A 14635-nucleotide genomic window follows, 5' to 3' on the forward strand; every position below is an offset into this window, starting at 1 on the left:
GCGGGCTGCCGAGCGCACCCGCCGCGCGGTATCCATGCCCGGCAACAGGGCAGGCCGCAGAGGGAGGATGAGGATGACGGCTCTTTCCGAGGTTCAGGCGACATCGGATGCGCGCCCCTGGCTGGCGCATTATCCGCCGGCCGTGCCGCCGACCATCGACGAGGCCAAGGTCGGCACGCTGGCCGATCTGATCCGTGGCGCCTACGAGACCTATCCTGATCGCCAGGCCTTCGAGAGCTTCGGCAAGTCGATCACCTTCGCCGAGGTCGGGCGCGCGGCGCGAGCTTTCGCCGCCTGGCTGCAGGCACAGGGCTTCAAGAAGGGCGACCGCATCGCGCTGATGATGCCGAACATCCTCGCCAATCCGGTGACGATCTTCGGCACGCTGCTCGGCGGTTACACAGTGGTCAACGTCAACCCGCTCTACACCGCCCGCGAGTTGACGCATCAGCTCAACGATTCCGGCGCCCGTGCCCTGGTCGTGATCGAGAACTTCGCTCATGTCGTCGAGGAGGCCCGGCCCAATCTCAAGCTGGAGTCGATCGTCATCGCCAAGGCCGGCGACCTGATGGGTTTCAAGGGCGCGATCGTCAACTTCGTCGCCCGCAAGATCAAGAAGGTGGTCAAGCCCTACGACCTGCCGGGTGCGGTGCCGTTGAAGACCATCCTGGCGCAGCCGGGGACGATGAGCCCGGTCACGATCGCGCCCGAGGATGTCGCCTTCCTGCAATACACCGGCGGCACAACCGGCGTCGCCAAGGGCGCGACGCTGACCCATCACAACGTCGCCTCCAATGTCGCGCAATGCGCGTTCTGGCTCGGCTGGGAGCTCGAGGCGCCGCATGGGCGCGGCGACTACCAGCACGTCATGGTGACGGCGCTGCCGCTCTACCACATCTTCGCTTTGACCTGCTGCTGCATGTTCATGTTGCGTATCGGCGCCAAGAGCCTGCTGATCGCCAATCCGCGTGACATCGCCGGGTTCGTGAAGATTCTGAAGGGGAGTCGGTTCACGCTTTTCTCCGGCGTCAACACGCTCTACAATGCGCTTGCGAGCCATCCCGAGATCAAAGATGTGGATTTCTCGGAACTGCGCTTCGCCATCGCCGGCGGCATGGCGACACAGGCCGCCGTCGCCAAGCGTTGGAAGGACGCCACCGGCCGGCCGATCATCGAAGGTTATGGCCTGTCGGAGACCTCGCCGGTCGCATCGGTCAACCGCACCGACATCACCGAATTCACCGGCACGATCGGCTACCCTCTGTCCTCGACCGACTTCGCCATCCGCGACGCCGAGGGCAACGACATACCGGCAGGCCAGCCGGGCGAGATCTGCATCCGCGGGCCGCAGGTGATGGTCGGCTACTGGAACCGGCCGGACGAGACCGCCAAGGTGATGACGGCGGACGGCTTCTTCCGAACCGGCGATGTCGGCGTCCTTCTGCCGGACGGGCAGTTCAAGGTCGTCGACCGGATGAAGGACATGGTCATCGTCTCCGGCTTCAACGTCTATCCGAACGAGGTCGAGGACGTCCTCGCCAAGCATCCCGGCGTGCTGGAATCGGCCGTGATCGGCCTGCCGGACGAGCATTCCGGCGAGGCGGTGACGGCCTTCGTGGTCAAGCGCGATCCGGCTGTGACGGCCGACGAGCTGCGCGCCTTCTGCAAGGAGAACCTGACCGGCTACAAGGTGCCCAAGCAGATCATCTTCCGCGAGACGCTGCCGAAGACCAATGTCGGCAAGGTGTTGCGCCGGGCGCTGCGCGAGGAGGTCGCGGGGCAGAAGGTCTGAACCTTTTCGGTTCCACAGCCCTCATCCTGAGGAAGGCCGCGCTAGCGGCCGACTCACAGGATGATGGCTCCGGGCCTCGGGCCACCTACTCCGGCGCGTGGATCGTCGAACGCAGCGCCTTGAACTGCGGCAGCGCAGCGGCGAGGCTCGCCTGATCGGTGGCGCAGATCAGCGCGGTGCGGCCCTTGGCCGTCTCCAGGGTCGAGGTGAACATGCGCACATTCTGCGCGTTCGGCCCGGCCTTGGGGGTCACGATCAGCTCGACGCCGGTGAAGCCCTGGTGCTCGAACAGCTTGAGATCGGACACGGTGCCGATCGTCTCGAACATGTTGCGATAGAGCTGCTGCCACTCAGGCTTGGCCATCTGCTCGTTGACGATCTCGCGCGTCAGCTGGGCGTTCTGCGCCGCGCGCTTGAAGCCGAGCGTGCAGAGCTGGCCGGTGCTGTTGACCGCCTTGGGCGTGCCCGTCTTCGAACTGATGTCGATCGTCACATCGAATTGCGGATGCCGCCCGCCGGCCTCGGCCTTGAAGCCGGCGGGGGACGCGATCGACAGGCCGCTCGCGGGATCGCCATAGGATTGCGCATTGGCGCCCCAGGCGAACAGGATGGCGGCGCAGGCGGCGGAGAGGTGAAGCGATCTGGTCATGGCGAGGGGCTAGTTCCGGATTGCGACAACAAGGAGACGGATGAATCGCAGTCGGCTATGGGCGGCATGGGCCGGCTGGTCAAGCAGCCAGCAGCGATTTACCGGCCTGGGCATGGGCGGTCACCGGCAGGATCTGGCCGGGTGCGACATGGCTGCCGAAGCGCACCAGCGTGAAATCCTCGGCGCGACCGGTATCGCCGCGCTCGGTCAAGACGGAGAGCGGCCGGCCGATCCGGGCCCCGAGATGCCGGGCATGGGCTGCTTCCGCCGCCTCCCGCAGGCGAGCTGCCCGTTCCTTGATCTCGCTGCCAGCGACCTGCGGCATGCGCGCTGCCGGCGTGCCTGGACGCGGCGAATATGGGAAGCCGTGGACATAGGACAGCCCGCACTCCTCGATCAGGGCGAGCGTGCGCGAGAACATCGCCTCGTCCTCGGTCGGGAAGCCGGCGATCAGGTCGGCGCCGAAGACGATGTCGGGTCTGAGGTCGCGCATCTCCTCGCAGAATGCGACGGCCTCGGCACGGCTATGGCGACGCTTCATCCGCTTGAGCACGAGATCGTCGCCCGATTGCAGCGAGAGATGCAGATGCGGCATCAGCCGCGGCTCCCCGGCGATCAGAGCGCGCAGCTCATCATCGACCTCGACCGCGTCGAGCGAGGACAGGCGCAGCCGCTTCAGCTCCGGCAATGCGGCGAGGATCGCGCCGACGAGCGTGCCGAGTGTCGGGCCATTCAGCTGCTCGCGGCCATAGCTGGTCAGGTCGACGCCGGTCAGCACGATCTCGCTGGCGCCATCTTGGACGAGACTGCGCGCCTGCGCAACGACCTCATCGACCGGTGCGGAGCGGGCATTGCCACGGCCGAGCGGGATGACGCAGAAGGTGCAGCGATGGTCGCAGCCGTTCTGCACCTGCAGGAAGCCGCGCGTGTGCTGGCCGAGCGCCTGCGTGCGGTGAGGGGAGGCATCGCGAGCCTGCATGATGTCGCCGACGACAATCTTGCTCGCCGGCTCATCGGTCTGGCCCGCGCCCCGCAGGCTGTTCGAGTTCGCGAGGGCCCGCCAGCTCGCCACATCGAGCTTCTCGGCATTGCCGAGCACCCGCGCCACCTCCGGCATGGCGGCGAAGTGCTGCGGCTCGATCTGCGCGGCGCAGCCCGTGACGATGATCGGGCGATCGGGGTTGTCACGGGCGAGCCGGCGGATCGCCTGGCCGGCCTGGCGCACGGCTTCAGAGGTCACGGCGCAGGTATTGATCACCGCGACATCGGCGAGGCCGGTGGCCAGCGCCTGCCGCTCGATCGCCTCGCTCTCGACGAGGTTGAGCCGGCAGCCGAAGGTGACGAGCTCGACGCCCATCAGGCGACGGCCGCGAAGAGCCCGGGCTCCAGCACGCCGTCCCAGTCGAGCGCGGCCGGCCCGGTCATCAGCACATGGCCGTCGCTCTCGCGCCATTCGATCGTAAGATCGCCGCCGGGCAGGCTGACGGTCGCCTTGCGCGCGGAGAGCTCGCGGCGCACGGCCGCGACCAGCGCCGCGCAGGCGCCCGAGCCGCAGGCACGGGTGATGCCGGCGCCGCGCTCCCAGACGCGCAGCACGATGTGGTCCGGCGCCTTGACCGCGGCGAGGCCGATATTGGCGCGGTCCGGAAAGATCGGGTGGTTCTCCAGCAGGGGGCCGATCTGCTCGAGATTGAAGCGGTAGGGATCGTCGACGAAGAAGACAGCGTGCGGATTGCCCATGCTGACGGCGCAGGGCGTGTGCAGGATCGGATCGTCGATAGGCCCGATCTGCAGCTCGAAGCGGCTGGTGTCCTCGAAGGGCTCGGCCAGCGGGATCTCGTCCCAGGCGAGGCGCGGCGCGCCCATGTCGACGGTGAAGACGGTCTCCGAGAGCCGCGCCACCGGCAACAGCCCGGCCTTGGTCTGCAGCAGGAGACCGTCGCGGCCGGCCTGTCCCATTGCGGGATCTGCGGTCATCGCCCAGGCAACGCAGCGCGTGCCGTTGCCGCAGGCGCCCGCCTCGGAGCCGTCAGTGTTGTAGATGCGGACATAGGCGTCGGTGCCGGACGCCTTGGCGTCGTGCAGGACCATGAGCTGGTCGAAGCGGGTGCGCTCCTGGCTCGCGATCGCGCGCGCCTCGGCTTCGCTGACGACGTGCTTCGTCCCGCGCAGGTCGAGCACGGTGATCTCGTTGCCGAGTCCGTTCATCTTGAGGAACCGGCGATTGGCGAGGGCGTTCATATGGTCACACGTCGTTGATGATGCGGGTATATGAGCCTGACGCCGAAAAAATGCCACCCTTCGCGATCTTCCTGCCGTAACGGGATCGTCGTAGCTTGCGGCACGGCGCGAATCGGTCGTGTCAGCTCGGGATATTCGGGTATGCGGCAGTCGAGATTCAGCGCGCTTCTTCTTGCGCTCGCCTTTGCCTATCCGGCCGCCGCGCAGACGCGCGTGGCGCCGCCGACCGCCGTGGAAAGCGCTCCGCTCGCCGCGCCGCCCGGTGCGGCCGCGCCGGCGCAGAACGTGCAGCCTGCCCAGCCGACCCAGAACCAGACCAATCCGCCGGCCCCGGCCGAGCCGCAGCCCGTGCAGCCGCCGCCGGCGCCTCAGGCTCCGATCGTGCCGCAGCCGGTCCAGCCCGCCCCCGCCCCGCAGACGCCGGTCGAGCCCCAGCCTGTGCAGCCGCCGCCGACCTTGCCCGCTCCGCAGCCGGCGCCGCCTGTCCAGCAACAGCAGACCGGCACGCCCAATCCCAACGCGACGCTGGCCGGCAAGCCGGGCGACCCCTCGGATGTCGACGAGATTCAGCTGGTGTCGAAGCCGGTGCTGGTGACTGCAGGACAGTCGAGCTGGGACCAAGGTTTCCAGAAGCTGTCGGAGGCGATCGCGCAGCTGCGGACCGAGGCCGATAAGTCCGGCCTTAAGGTGGCCGGGCGCCCCTTGAGCCTGTTCGTCGAGACCGACGACAACGGCTTCAAGTTCGAAGCGATGCTGCCGGTCGACAAGGCGGCGGCCGGGTCGCTCGCGAATGGCGTGCGCAACGGGCAGTCACCGGTCGGCCGCGCTTTGCGCTTCGTCCACACCGCGCCCTATGACGACATCGATTCGACCTATGAGACGATCACGGCCTATCTCGAGGCCAAGAGCATCGTCGTGAAGGACGCCTTCCTCGAGGAATATGTCAGCGACCTCAAGGATCCCGGCGATCCGAACCTCGAGATCAACGTCTACGTCCAGCCGAAGTAGGCCGCGCCTTCCTCGTCATGGTCGGACTTGTTCCGACCACCCACGTCTTCGAATAGCGCAGCGTTCAAGACGTGGATGCTCGCCACAAGGACGAGCATGACGGCGTGGCTTCTCACACCTCCCAGACCACCCCCGGCCGCATCGGCCGGAATCGCTCCGCCGGCAGCCCGGCCTTCTCCAACGCGACCGTGAGCGCCTCGGGCGGGCGGGTGACGCCTTCGTCGGTGAGCTGGAACGTGCCCCAATGGTGGCCGAGCGCCTGCTCGGCCCGCAGCGAGCGCATCACCTTGACCGCTTCTTCCGGGTTCATGTGGTTGTCGCTCATGAACCAGCGCGGCTCATAGGCGCCGATCGGCAGCGCCGCCAGCCGGAACGGGCCATGCTCCCGGCCGAGCCGCTCATAGAGCGAGCCGTCATGATAGCCGGTGTCGCCGATATGGAAGAGCTTGCCGGCCGGCGTCTCGATCACGAAGGAGCACCAGAGCGCCATGCGCCGGTCGAAGGCGCCGCGGGCCGACCAGTGATAGCTCGGCACCAATGTGGTCGCGACTTTGTCCGAGAGCTCCAGCCGCGCGCCCCAGTCATGCGCCTCGGCCCGGATGCTCGCCTCGCGCCCCTTGACGATCACATCGTTGCCGAGCGGCATGATCATGCGCGGGTTGTCGCGCGCATGCACCTGCGCCAGCGTCTCGACGTCGAGATGGTCGTAATGGTTGTGGGTGACCAGCACGACGTCGATCGTCGGCAGGTCGGCGAAGGCGACGCCCGGGGCGTTAACCCGCTTTGGCCCGAAGAAGGAGAACGGGCTGGCACGTTCGGAAAAGACCGGGTCGATCAGGATGTTGAGGCCGGCGATCTGGTAGAGGAAGGAGGCGTGGCCGAGATGGACGACGCGCAGGCCCTCGACGCGAGCGGGCGGCTTGTCCTGCGGCGGCGCCTCATACCGTGCCGGGAAGGCCTCGCGCTGGCGCTGCGAGAACTGCCAGCGCAGCACATCGGTGAGCCCCTTCGTGACCGGCCGGCCGTCCGTGAAGACGAGCCCGTCGAAATGGTCGCTGACCGGGCCCTGGTAATAGGGGTTGCGCGAGCGCGCATAGGACGCCCAGGCAAGCCCGGTCGAGCCGAGCAGAGCGGGGATGCCGAGAAGGCGCAGGAGTTTGCGACGGGTCATGGCATCGAGAAGTCGTGCGCGGATCGCACAGCGTCAAGCCCGGGCCACTGGTTTCAAGACAACTTGATCGCGGCTGACACCCGTCATCAGCCTCGAGCCTTGATCGGTTCGGGAAGACCGGCATAGTCCCGCCACGTCTCGCGAGGCTGCCATGGCTAGGCTCTTCCTCTTCTCGACCCTTTTCCTCGGCCTCGCCGGCAGCGCCGCGCAGGCTTGCGGCTTGCAGGGCGAACCTTGCAAGGTTCCGCTCGGCGACTATCACGCCGCCGCTCCCACTGTTGCACCACCACCTGCCGAGAAGCGCCCGGCCGTATTGTTCTTCCACGGCGCAGGCGGAGGCGGCGATGCGATCCTGGCGGCCGACTCCGTCCTGCGGCCCTTCGTCGAGGCCGGCTATGTCGTGCTCGGTCCGAACGGGCTCGTGATGCCGAACAGCCGCTATGGTCGCGGCTGGTCCTTCCTGCCGGATGCGCCGCAGCAACGCGACGAGCTGGCCTTCGCGCAACAGGTGCTGGGCGATGCCGTCGCCCGCTTCGACATCGATCGCAAGCGCGTCCTCGTCGGTGGTTTCTCGATCGGCGCGTCGCTGACCTGGTATCTCGCCTGCCGGCAGCCCGACCTCGGCGCCGCCTATGCGCCGCTCGCCGGCAATTTCTGGCGGCCGCAACCGGAAAAATGCGCCGGGCCGGTCGACATTCTCCAGACTCACGGCTGGCGCGACGAGGTCTTCCCGCTCGAAGGCCGCCAGCTCGGACCGAAGCATGCGCAGGGCGACGTGTTCGAGGGGCTGCAGCTCTGGCGCGCTACCGACGGCTGCAAGACCACGCGCCCCGACGCGATCGAGGTAAGTGGACCGGTCTGGCAGCGCTCATGGACGAATTGCGAGAGCGGCCGTCAGGTTTCGCTCATGCTCCATGCCGGTGGGCATGAGGACCCGCCGAAGGAATGGGCCGAACTGGCGCGCCGCTGGTTCGAGGCGCGCCTGAAAGCCCGGCCGGCAGCGAACTGAAGGCGGCTTCAGTTGCTACCCGAGCGCACCGCGACGGTGGCGATGCCGGCGCCGATCAGCAGCGTGCCGCCGGCCTTGTTGAACAGGCCGATGGCGCGCGGGTTGCCGACGAGGTTGCGGGCGCGCGAGGCGATCAGCGCATAGCCGAAGGCATTGGCGAAGGCGAGGGTGATGAAGGTCGCCTCGAAGATCAGCATCTGCGTCCAGAAGTCGGCCTTGGGATCGAGGAACTGCGGCAGGAAGGCGACGAAGAAGGTGATGCTCTTCGGGTTCAGCGCCGTCACCAGCCAGGCATGGCCGAGCATCTTCAGCGCCGAACTCGCATCCCGGCGCGGCTCGGCATCGAGGCTGCCGCCGGCGCGAAAGAGCTTGACGCCGAGATAGATCAGATAGGCGGCGCCTGCCCATTTCAACGCCGTGAAGATCGTCGCCGAGGTCGCCAGCAGCGCGCCCACGCCGAGCATGGACAGGGTCATCGCGGTGAAGTCGCCGAGTGCGACGCCGACCGCCATCGGCAGGGCGGTGCGCCAGCCCTGGCCGAGCGCATAGGAGATCACCAGCAGGATGGTCGGGCCGGGGATGACGAGGAGGACGGCGGTGGCGGCGGCGAACGCGGCCCAGCTTTCGAAGGTCATGACGTAGAGGCTCCGCTAAAAACCAGAGCCATCACCAGACCGGGGCGCTTGTAAAGAGGCTTTTTTGATTGCGATCACGGCGCCATTGTAGGCCTAGAGTGGCGGGCCCCAGCGGAAGGTCGTCGTCCCCCCGCGTACCGGCACCAGCGGCCCGGCCGACATCTCGCGCCGCTTCTCCGGCTCGCCGGCCAATACCAGCGTCCACCAGGCGCCGTAGCGGGTCTGCGGGTTCTTCGCCAAGGCGATGCCGATGCGCGTCGCTTGCGGCATGGAGAGATTGGCCTCGTGGCCGGAGGATTTCTTCCAGCCGTCGAACGCTTCTTGCGTCGAATAATAGCCGGCGCCGAGATTCTCCGCAGCGCGCACCGTATCGAGGCCGGCGGCATTGACGCGGGAATTGAAGCTGCCGCCGGCGCTGTGGGAGAGATCGTCGCTGGCCGCCATCGCGTCGGACTGGCGCTGAGCCATCGCCGTCAGCGTCGAATCGAGTTTGACCGGGCCGAGGCCCTTGCCGGTGCGATAAGCGTTGAGGATGCGCACCGCCTCGGCCGGGTCGACCTTCACCGCCGCGAGACGCTCGAGCTTGCGCGGGCTCGGCACCGTGGTCTCGCGCTGCGCTCCGGCGCAACCGGCCAGAAGCAGGGCGATCAGGAGGGCTGCGCCCGAATGCTTCGTCATCTATGAGGGATCCTGTCAGGCACCATCGGCTGGCGTGTCCGCCTAATGGCGGATTCTGGCAGGATTGTCGCGGCGCCTGCCTGAGACGAGGCGCCGCGCCCTCGCTTGACTAGCCCTGCGCGCCGGAGATCACGCGGCAGAGCGCGTCGCGGACGTAAGCCTCCGGTGCGACCTGGCCCTGCTGGACGACGAAGACCGCATCGACCCGCGTGCCGCTGCCGCTCTTGCGTGCGGTGATGCGCAGGTGCTGCGGTCGGCCCGAGCCGGAGGTTTCCTGGATGGCGAGGACCGAGCTGGTCGCATTGTCGATGCGCATGTCGGCGAAGCCTTCGGCCGAGACGGCGGCGCCGAGATCCTTCAGCACCCGCGCCGGGGCCCGCTTTGGCACCATGTCCCAGGTCTTGTAGGTCAGGCCGGTCAACATCGGCGTGCCGACCACGGAGAAATTGCCTTCGCAGGACTGGGCCTGCGCCTGGGTGAGGCCGAGCGCGAACAAGGCGGTGGCAAGGACCGGAAGCTTCATGTCATCTCCGTGATGAGGATCGCGCGCGGCTGGCGCAGCCGCCACTTGCGCGCTTCAGCTTGACTTTCGCCGCATTTGTCCGCTTTAACGCGCGCATTCGTTTCGCCGACATCGCCGAAACCACATCCGCCGACCGGGCCGCCTCGCGGCTGTCTGCATCATCCCGAAAAGTGCCTTGCGGTTTTCGGATCAGATGATGCCAGAAAAACGAGCCCGGAGGTCAACGCCCGACAGCGCGTCTGCGCCCTCGGGCGCGAAACCGTTTGGCGGATAGCCCAGGTGATGTCGGCTCTAGAGCCGGATCCGATCAGGCTTCAGCCTGATCGGTGAATCCGTCTCTCACTTTGTTGAGGCCAGGCAAAGCAGGACCGCATGTTCGGCACGCTGAGCGACAGACTTTCCGGCATCCTCTCGGGCCTGACCCGCAGGGGCGCGCTGACCGAGGACGACGTCAACGCTGCGCTGCGCGAGGTGCGCCGCGCGCTGCTCGAGGCCGACGTTGCGCTCGAGGTCGTGCGCAGCTTCACCGACAAGGTCCGTGAGCGCGCCGTCGGCGCCGAGGTGCTGAAGTCGGTCACGCCCGGCCAGCAGGTCATCAAGATTGTCAACGACGTCCTGATCGACACGCTCGGCGGCGAGGGCGAGGGCATCACCTTCGACGCCGTGCCGCCGGTGCCGATCCTGATGGTGGGTCTGCAAGGCTCGGGCAAAACCACCTCCACGGCCAAGATCGCCAGGCGCCTGACCGACCGGGACAAGAAGAAGGTCCTGATGGCCTCGCTCGATACGCGCCGCCCGGCCGCGATGGAGCAGCTCGCCATCCTCGGCAAGCAGGTCGGCGTCGAGACGCTGCCGATCGTCGCCGGCCAGTCGGCGGTGCAGATCGCGCGGCGCGCCGTCGAGGCCGGCAAGCTCGGCGGCTACGATGTCGTCATGCTCGACACCGCCGGCCGCGTCACGCTCGACGAGGCGCTGATGGCCGAGGTCGCCGAGGTCAAGGCGGCGACCAATCCGCATGAGGTCCTGCTCGTCGCCGACGCGCTGACCGGCCAGGACGCGGTCAACACCGCTCGTGCCTTCGACGGCCGCGTCGGCCTCACCGGCATCGTGCTGACCCGCATGGACGGCGACGGCCGCGGCGGCGCAGCGCTCTCGATGCGCGCCGTCACCGGCAAGCCGATCAAGCTCGTCGGCACCGGCGAGAAGACCGACGCGCTCGAGGACTTCCATCCCTCGCGCGTCGCCAACCGCATCCTCGGCATGGGCGACATCGTCGGCCTGGTCGAGAAGGCGGCCGCGACCGTCGACGCCGACAAGGCGCAGGCTCTGGCCCAGCGCCTCGCCAAGGGCAATTTCGATCTCGGCGACCTGCGCACCCAGCTCCAGCAGATGGAGAAGATGGGCGGCCTCGGCGGGTTGATGGGCATGCTGCCTGGCATGGCGCAGATGAAGAACCAGATCGCCAACGCCAAGATGGACGACAAGGTCATCGCCCGGCAGATCGCGATCATCAACTCGATGACCGCGGCCGAGCGCCGCAATCCCGACCTGCTCAAGAACAGCCGCAAGAAGCGCATCGCCGCCGGCTCCGGCACCTCGCCGGAAGCGATCAACAAGCTGCTGAAGATGCACCGCCAGATGGCGGACATGATGAAGCAGATGTCCCGCCAGAAGGGCGGCATGCTCGGCAAGCTCGGCAGCATGTTCGGCCTCGGCGGCGGCATGCCGGCCGGCATGCCCGACCCCTCGAAGATGGACCCCGCCCAGCTCGCCGAACTGCAGAAGCAGTTAGGGGCCGGTGGCGGGCTGCCTTCGCTGCCCCCGGGCGGCTTCCCCGGTCTGCCCAAGGGCGTCACCCCGCCCGCCGGCATGATGCCGAAATTGCCTCGCCTCGGCGGCATGCCTGGCCTCGGCAACAACCCGTTCAAGAAGAAGTAGTTTTTACCACTCACCCAAAGGAAGAAGACCCATGTCCCTCAAGATCCGCCTGACCCGTGGCGGCGCCAAGAAGCGCCCGTACTACCGCATTGTCGTCGCCGACGCCCGCTCGCCGCGCGATGGCCGCTTCATCGAGAAGATCGGCGCCTATGACCCGATGAAGGCCAAGGATTCTCCCGAGCGCGTTGTCCTGGATCTGGAAAAAGCCAAGGCCTGGATCGCCAAGGGCGCCCAGCCGACCGACCGCGTCCTGCGCTTCCTCGACGCCGCCGGCGTCGCCAAGCGCCCGGCCCGCAACAACCCGAACAAGGCTGTTCCCGGCGACAAGGCCAAGGAGCGCGCCGAGAAGAAGGCCGAGAAGAACGCCGCTCCGGCCGAAGCCGCGGCTGAGTGAGCTGCGTGAGCCTCTCCCGTCATGGTCGGGCTTGTCCCGACCATCCACGTCTTCCGTTCCCCAAGGTCGTGTTCAAGACGTGGATGCTCGCCACAAGGGCGAGTATGACGAACTGGAGAGGCATTGCGGCCTTGCGGTCTGACGGTCTGTCCCTGAAGGGCCATCGATGAGCGACGACCTCGTCCTGCTCGGCATCGTCGGCGCGCCGCATGGCGTGCGCGGCGAGGTCCGGATCAAGACCTTCACCGCCGATCCGCTGGCGCTCGCCGAATACGGCCCGCTCGTCGACGAGAAGGGCCGGCGCTTCGAGATCGCCGACATCCGCCCTGCCAAGGAAGTGGTCGTCGCCCGGCTCAAGGGCGTGACCAGCCGCGAGGGGGCCGAGCTCCTGAACGGGGTCAGGCTCCATATCGAGCGCTCGCGCCTGCCCGCGCCCGAGGACGAGGACGAGTTCCTGCAGGCCGACCTCGTCGGCTGCAGCGTCATCGGTCCTGACGGAGCCATTCTCGGGACCGTCACCGCCGTCGCCAATTACGGCGCCGGCGACCTCATCGACATCGAGACGCCGGATGGCCGCTCGGTGCTGATGCCGTTCACCAAGGCCTATGCGCCACGCATCGACATCGCCGCCAAGCGCATCGAGGCCCTGCCTCCCGCCGGTCTGTTCGAGGATGACGATGCTGCCTGAGACGCCGGCCAAGGGCCTGATCTTCGACATGGACGGCACCATCGTCGACAATATGCGCTACCACGACGACGCCTGGGCGAGCTGGCACCGCAAGCACGGCCTGCCCTTCGAACGCGCGACCTTCTCGGCGCGCACCGCCGGCATGGCGGTCGCTGACATCATCGGCCCGCATTTTCCCGGTGTCGACGCGGCCGAGCTCCACCGGCTCGCCGAGGAGAAGGAAGAGCTCTATCGCGAGGTCTACGGCCCGCTGGTCAAGCCGCTCGGAGGATTGATCGACCTGCTCGACCGGGCGCGCGATCATTCCGTCCCGATGGCGGTCGGCACCGCCGCCGCTCCGCCGAATATCGCCCTGATCCTCGACACGCTGTCACTTCGCCAGCGCTTCGCCACCATTGTCTCGCCGAGCCAGGGCTATCCCGGCAAGCCGCATCCCGACATGTTCCTGGCGGCGGCCGAGCGCATGGGCGTCGCCCCGGCCGACTGCATCGTCTTCGAGGATGCGCCGAACGGCGTTGAAGCCGCACGACGCGCCGGCATGCGCGCGGTAGCGGTGCTGACCATGCTGCCGGCGCAGGCTTTTGCTGCCTTCGACAACGTCATCGCCAGCGTCAATGACTATGCGGCGCTGGACGGCAATCCGGCGCTGCGCTTTGCTTGAGCGATGGCATTCCGCGCCTCGGTCCTGACCCTCTATCCCGAGATGTTCCCCGGCCCGCTCGGCGCCTCGCTGGCGGGTGAGGGCCTGCGCACCGGGCTCTGGTCGCTGGAGGCGCACCAGATCCGCGAGCACGGCATCGGCCGCCATCGCAATGTCGATGACACGCCTGCCGGCGGCGGCGCCGGCATGGTGCTGCGCTGCGATGTGCTGGCGGCGGCGATCGATGCGGCGGTTCCGGCCGACGATACTCGGCCGCGCCTCCTGATGTCGCCGCGCGGCCGGCCGCTCAGCCAGCGCATGGTGCGGGACTATGTCGCCGGGGACGGTGTCGTCATCGTCTGCGGCCGCTTCGAGGGCGTCGACGAGCGCGTGATCGAAGGGCGTGGCCTGACAGAGATCTCGGTCGGCGACTACATCCTCTCCGGTGGCGAGATGGCCGCCATGGTGCTGCTCGATGCCTGCGTGCGCCTGATCCCCGGCGTGATGGGCAAGGAAGCTTCCGGCGCCGAGGAGAGCTTCGAGAACGGCCTGCTCGAATACCCGCACTACACCCGCCCGCGCGAATGGGAGGGCAGGGGTCTGCCCGAGGCGCTGCTCTCCGGCGACCATGCCCGCATTGCGAGGTGGCGGCGCGAGCAGGCGGAGGCGATCACAAGGGAGAGAAGGCCGGATCTCTTGAACCCTTCTCCCCTCGGGGGAGAAGGTGGCAGCGCGAAGCGCTGACGGATGAGGGCAGGACAGGCTCAGTTGGTCCTTGTCTCACCCCGTCGTACCGCCCTCATCCCCTGCCGGACCTTCTCCCCCGAGGGGAGAAGGAAGCGCGTCATTGATAGCTCGTCACCGGCAGGCCTTCCGCCAGCCAGCCCTTGTCCTTGGGATTGCCGAGCAGGCCGCCGCGAACATCGACCAGCTCCTTCCAGCCGCGCGCGGTGAGCGTCTTCTGCAAGGTCGAGGTCCGGTTTCCGGTCCGGCAGATCAGGGCGATCGGCTTGCCGGGATGGTCGAGCTTCAGGGCCGCCAGTCTGACCTCGAAGGCGCTGCCGGTCATGTCGAGCTTGATCGCGCCGTCCGGCACGCCGGTATCGGCCCATTCCTCGGGCGTGCGGATGTCGACGAGGACGAGCTTGCCGGCCTTGTTCGCCTCATGCGCCTCGCGCACTGAGAGCGAGGGCGGGGCAGATTGCGCCCGTGCCGGCCCGATGACGGCTGTGGTGGCAAGGCTCAGCAGGAAGGAACGGCGATCCATAC

16 protein-coding genes are annotated in these 14635 nt (G+C 67.7%); 8 read left to right on the forward strand and 8 right to left on the reverse strand.

What is annotated here, in order from left to right:
* Window positions 1-73: 73 nt before the first annotated feature.
* Window positions 74-1792, forward strand: coding sequence for an AMP-binding protein (locus BMZ69_RS18405; RefSeq protein WP_092159219.1), 1719 nt, complete (start codon window positions 74-76; stop codon window positions 1790-1792).
* Window positions 1793-1877: 85 nt separating this feature from the next.
* On the opposite strand, the gene BMZ69_RS18410 is transcribed toward BMZ69_RS18405, so the two are convergent.
* The 3 genes from BMZ69_RS18410 to dapF all read right to left on the reverse strand — a co-directional run bounded on the left by BMZ69_RS18410 (window position 1878) and on the right by dapF (window position 4682).
* A complete protein-coding gene (locus BMZ69_RS18410) occupies window positions 1878-2441 on the reverse strand; it encodes a hypothetical protein (RefSeq protein ID WP_092159220.1) in 564 nt (187 codons plus the stop codon).
* A gap of 79 nt (window positions 2442-2520) precedes the next feature.
* Window positions 2521-3798 (reverse strand): tRNA (N(6)-L-threonylcarbamoyladenosine(37)-C(2))-methylthiotransferase MtaB, encoded by a 1278-nt coding sequence (gene mtaB / locus BMZ69_RS18415; protein ID WP_092159221.1) that lies wholly within the window; start codon window positions 3796-3798, stop codon window positions 2521-2523.
* Window positions 3798-4682 carry a diaminopimelate epimerase gene (dapF, locus tag BMZ69_RS18420; RefSeq protein WP_092159223.1) on the reverse strand — a complete coding sequence of 295 codons (885 nt, stop codon included), beginning with the start codon at window positions 4680-4682 and terminating at the stop codon, window positions 3798-3800. The genes mtaB and dapF overlap by 1 nt, the downstream gene beginning before the upstream one ends.
* A gap of 141 nt (window positions 4683-4823) precedes the next feature.
* Here dapF and BMZ69_RS18425 point away from each other — a divergent pair, with 141 nt between their 5' ends.
* Window positions 4824-5690, forward strand: coding sequence for a GyrI-like domain-containing protein (locus BMZ69_RS18425; RefSeq protein ID WP_092159224.1), 867 nt, complete (start codon window positions 4824-4826; stop codon window positions 5688-5690).
* A 112-nt stretch (window positions 5691-5802) separates the two neighbouring features.
* Here BMZ69_RS18425 and BMZ69_RS18430 read toward each other — a convergent pair whose 3' ends face one another.
* Window positions 5803-6861 (reverse strand): MBL fold metallo-hydrolase, encoded by a 1059-nt coding sequence (locus BMZ69_RS18430; RefSeq protein ID WP_092159225.1) that lies wholly within the window; start codon window positions 6859-6861, stop codon window positions 5803-5805.
* A 151-nt stretch (window positions 6862-7012) separates the two neighbouring features.
* On the opposite strand from BMZ69_RS18430, the gene BMZ69_RS18435 reads away from it, so the two are divergent.
* Complete coding sequence (locus BMZ69_RS18435; protein ID WP_092159226.1) at window positions 7013-7870, forward strand: CE1 family esterase; 858 nt, start codon at window positions 7013-7015, stop codon at window positions 7868-7870.
* Between the two features lie 8 nt (window positions 7871-7878).
* Here BMZ69_RS18435 and BMZ69_RS18440 read toward each other — a convergent pair whose 3' ends face one another.
* The 3 genes from BMZ69_RS18440 to BMZ69_RS18450 all read right to left on the reverse strand — a co-directional run bounded on the left by BMZ69_RS18440 (window position 7879) and on the right by BMZ69_RS18450 (window position 9706).
* On the reverse strand, window positions 7879-8505 hold the full coding sequence (locus tag BMZ69_RS18440) for a LysE family translocator (RefSeq protein ID WP_092159238.1): 627 nt from the start codon (window positions 8503-8505) through the stop codon (window positions 7879-7881).
* Between the two features lie 93 nt (window positions 8506-8598).
* On the reverse strand, window positions 8599-9183 hold the full coding sequence (locus BMZ69_RS18445; RefSeq protein WP_092159247.1) for a CAP domain-containing protein: 585 nt from the start codon (window positions 9181-9183) through the stop codon (window positions 8599-8601).
* A gap of 109 nt (window positions 9184-9292) precedes the next feature.
* Complete coding sequence (locus BMZ69_RS18450; RefSeq protein WP_092159249.1) at window positions 9293-9706, reverse strand: hypothetical protein; 414 nt, start codon at window positions 9704-9706, stop codon at window positions 9293-9295.
* 372 nt (window positions 9707-10078) lie between these two features.
* Here BMZ69_RS18450 and ffh point away from each other — a divergent pair, with 372 nt between their 5' ends.
* The 5 genes from ffh (at window position 10079) to trmD (ending at window position 14110) form a co-directional block, all read left to right on the forward strand.
* Complete coding sequence (ffh, locus tag BMZ69_RS18455) at window positions 10079-11644, forward strand: signal recognition particle protein (protein ID WP_092159256.1); 1566 nt, start codon at window positions 10079-10081, stop codon at window positions 11642-11644.
* Window positions 11645-11675: 31 nt separating this feature from the next.
* On the forward strand, window positions 11676-12038 hold the full coding sequence (rpsP, locus tag BMZ69_RS18460; RefSeq protein ID WP_092159258.1) for a 30S ribosomal protein S16: 363 nt from the start codon (window positions 11676-11678) through the stop codon (window positions 12036-12038).
* Between the two features lie 166 nt (window positions 12039-12204).
* A complete protein-coding gene (gene rimM / locus BMZ69_RS18465) occupies window positions 12205-12726 on the forward strand; it encodes a ribosome maturation factor RimM (RefSeq protein WP_092159260.1) in 522 nt (173 codons plus the stop codon).
* A complete protein-coding gene (locus tag BMZ69_RS18470) occupies window positions 12716-13387 on the forward strand; it encodes an HAD family hydrolase (protein ID WP_092159262.1) in 672 nt (223 codons plus the stop codon). Before rimM ends, BMZ69_RS18470 begins: the two co-directional genes overlap by 11 nt.
* Window positions 13388-13390: 3 nt before the next feature.
* Window positions 13391-14110: a tRNA (guanosine(37)-N1)-methyltransferase TrmD gene (gene trmD / locus BMZ69_RS18475; RefSeq protein ID WP_092159264.1), complete on the forward strand. Its 720-nt coding sequence runs from the start codon at window positions 13391-13393 to the stop codon at window positions 14108-14110.
* A 100-nt stretch (window positions 14111-14210) separates the two neighbouring features.
* On the opposite strand, the gene BMZ69_RS18480 is transcribed toward trmD, so the two are convergent.
* Complete coding sequence (locus BMZ69_RS18480; protein ID WP_092159266.1) at window positions 14211-14633, reverse strand: rhodanese-like domain-containing protein; 423 nt, start codon at window positions 14631-14633, stop codon at window positions 14211-14213.
* Window positions 14634-14635 lie beyond the last annotated feature (2 nt).

The organism is Allobosea sp. CRIB-10, from assembly GCF_900112185.1.
GTDB lineage: Bacteria > Pseudomonadota > Alphaproteobacteria > Rhizobiales > Beijerinckiaceae > Allobosea.

Coding starts and splice junctions, on each gene's coding strand:
- BMZ69_RS18405 (WP_092159219.1), top strand. CDS start 74: ATGACGGCTCTTTCCGAGGTTCAGGCGACATCGGATGCGCGCCCCTGG.
- BMZ69_RS18410 (WP_092159220.1), bottom strand. CDS start 2,441: ATGACCAGATCGCTTCACCTCTCCGCCGCCTGCGCCGCCATCCTGTTC.
- mtaB (WP_092159221.1), bottom strand. CDS start 3,798: ATGGGCGTCGAGCTCGTCACCTTCGGCTGCCGGCTCAACCTCGTCGAG.
- dapF (WP_092159223.1), bottom strand. CDS start 4,682: ATGAACGCCCTCGCCAATCGCCGGTTCCTCAAGATGAACGGACTCGGC.
- BMZ69_RS18425 (WP_092159224.1), top strand. CDS start 4,824: ATGCGGCAGTCGAGATTCAGCGCGCTTCTTCTTGCGCTCGCCTTTGCC.
- BMZ69_RS18430 (WP_092159225.1), bottom strand. CDS start 6,861: ATGACCCGTCGCAAACTCCTGCGCCTTCTCGGCATCCCCGCTCTGCTC.
- BMZ69_RS18435 (WP_092159226.1), top strand. CDS start 7,013: ATGGCTAGGCTCTTCCTCTTCTCGACCCTTTTCCTCGGCCTCGCCGGC.
- BMZ69_RS18440 (WP_092159238.1), bottom strand. CDS start 8,505: ATGACCTTCGAAAGCTGGGCCGCGTTCGCCGCCGCCACCGCCGTCCTC.
- BMZ69_RS18445 (WP_092159247.1), bottom strand. CDS start 9,183: ATGACGAAGCATTCGGGCGCAGCCCTCCTGATCGCCCTGCTTCTGGCC.
- BMZ69_RS18450 (WP_092159249.1), bottom strand. CDS start 9,706: ATGAAGCTTCCGGTCCTTGCCACCGCCTTGTTCGCGCTCGGCCTCACC.
- ffh (WP_092159256.1), top strand. CDS start 10,079: ATGTTCGGCACGCTGAGCGACAGACTTTCCGGCATCCTCTCGGGCCTG.
- rpsP (WP_092159258.1), top strand. CDS start 11,676: ATGTCCCTCAAGATCCGCCTGACCCGTGGCGGCGCCAAGAAGCGCCCG.
- rimM (WP_092159260.1), top strand. CDS start 12,205: ATGAGCGACGACCTCGTCCTGCTCGGCATCGTCGGCGCGCCGCATGGC.
- BMZ69_RS18470 (WP_092159262.1), top strand. CDS start 12,716: ATGCTGCCTGAGACGCCGGCCAAGGGCCTGATCTTCGACATGGACGGC.
- trmD (WP_092159264.1), top strand. CDS start 13,391: ATGGCATTCCGCGCCTCGGTCCTGACCCTCTATCCCGAGATGTTCCCC.
- BMZ69_RS18480 (WP_092159266.1), bottom strand. CDS start 14,633: ATGGATCGCCGTTCCTTCCTGCTGAGCCTTGCCACCACAGCCGTCATC.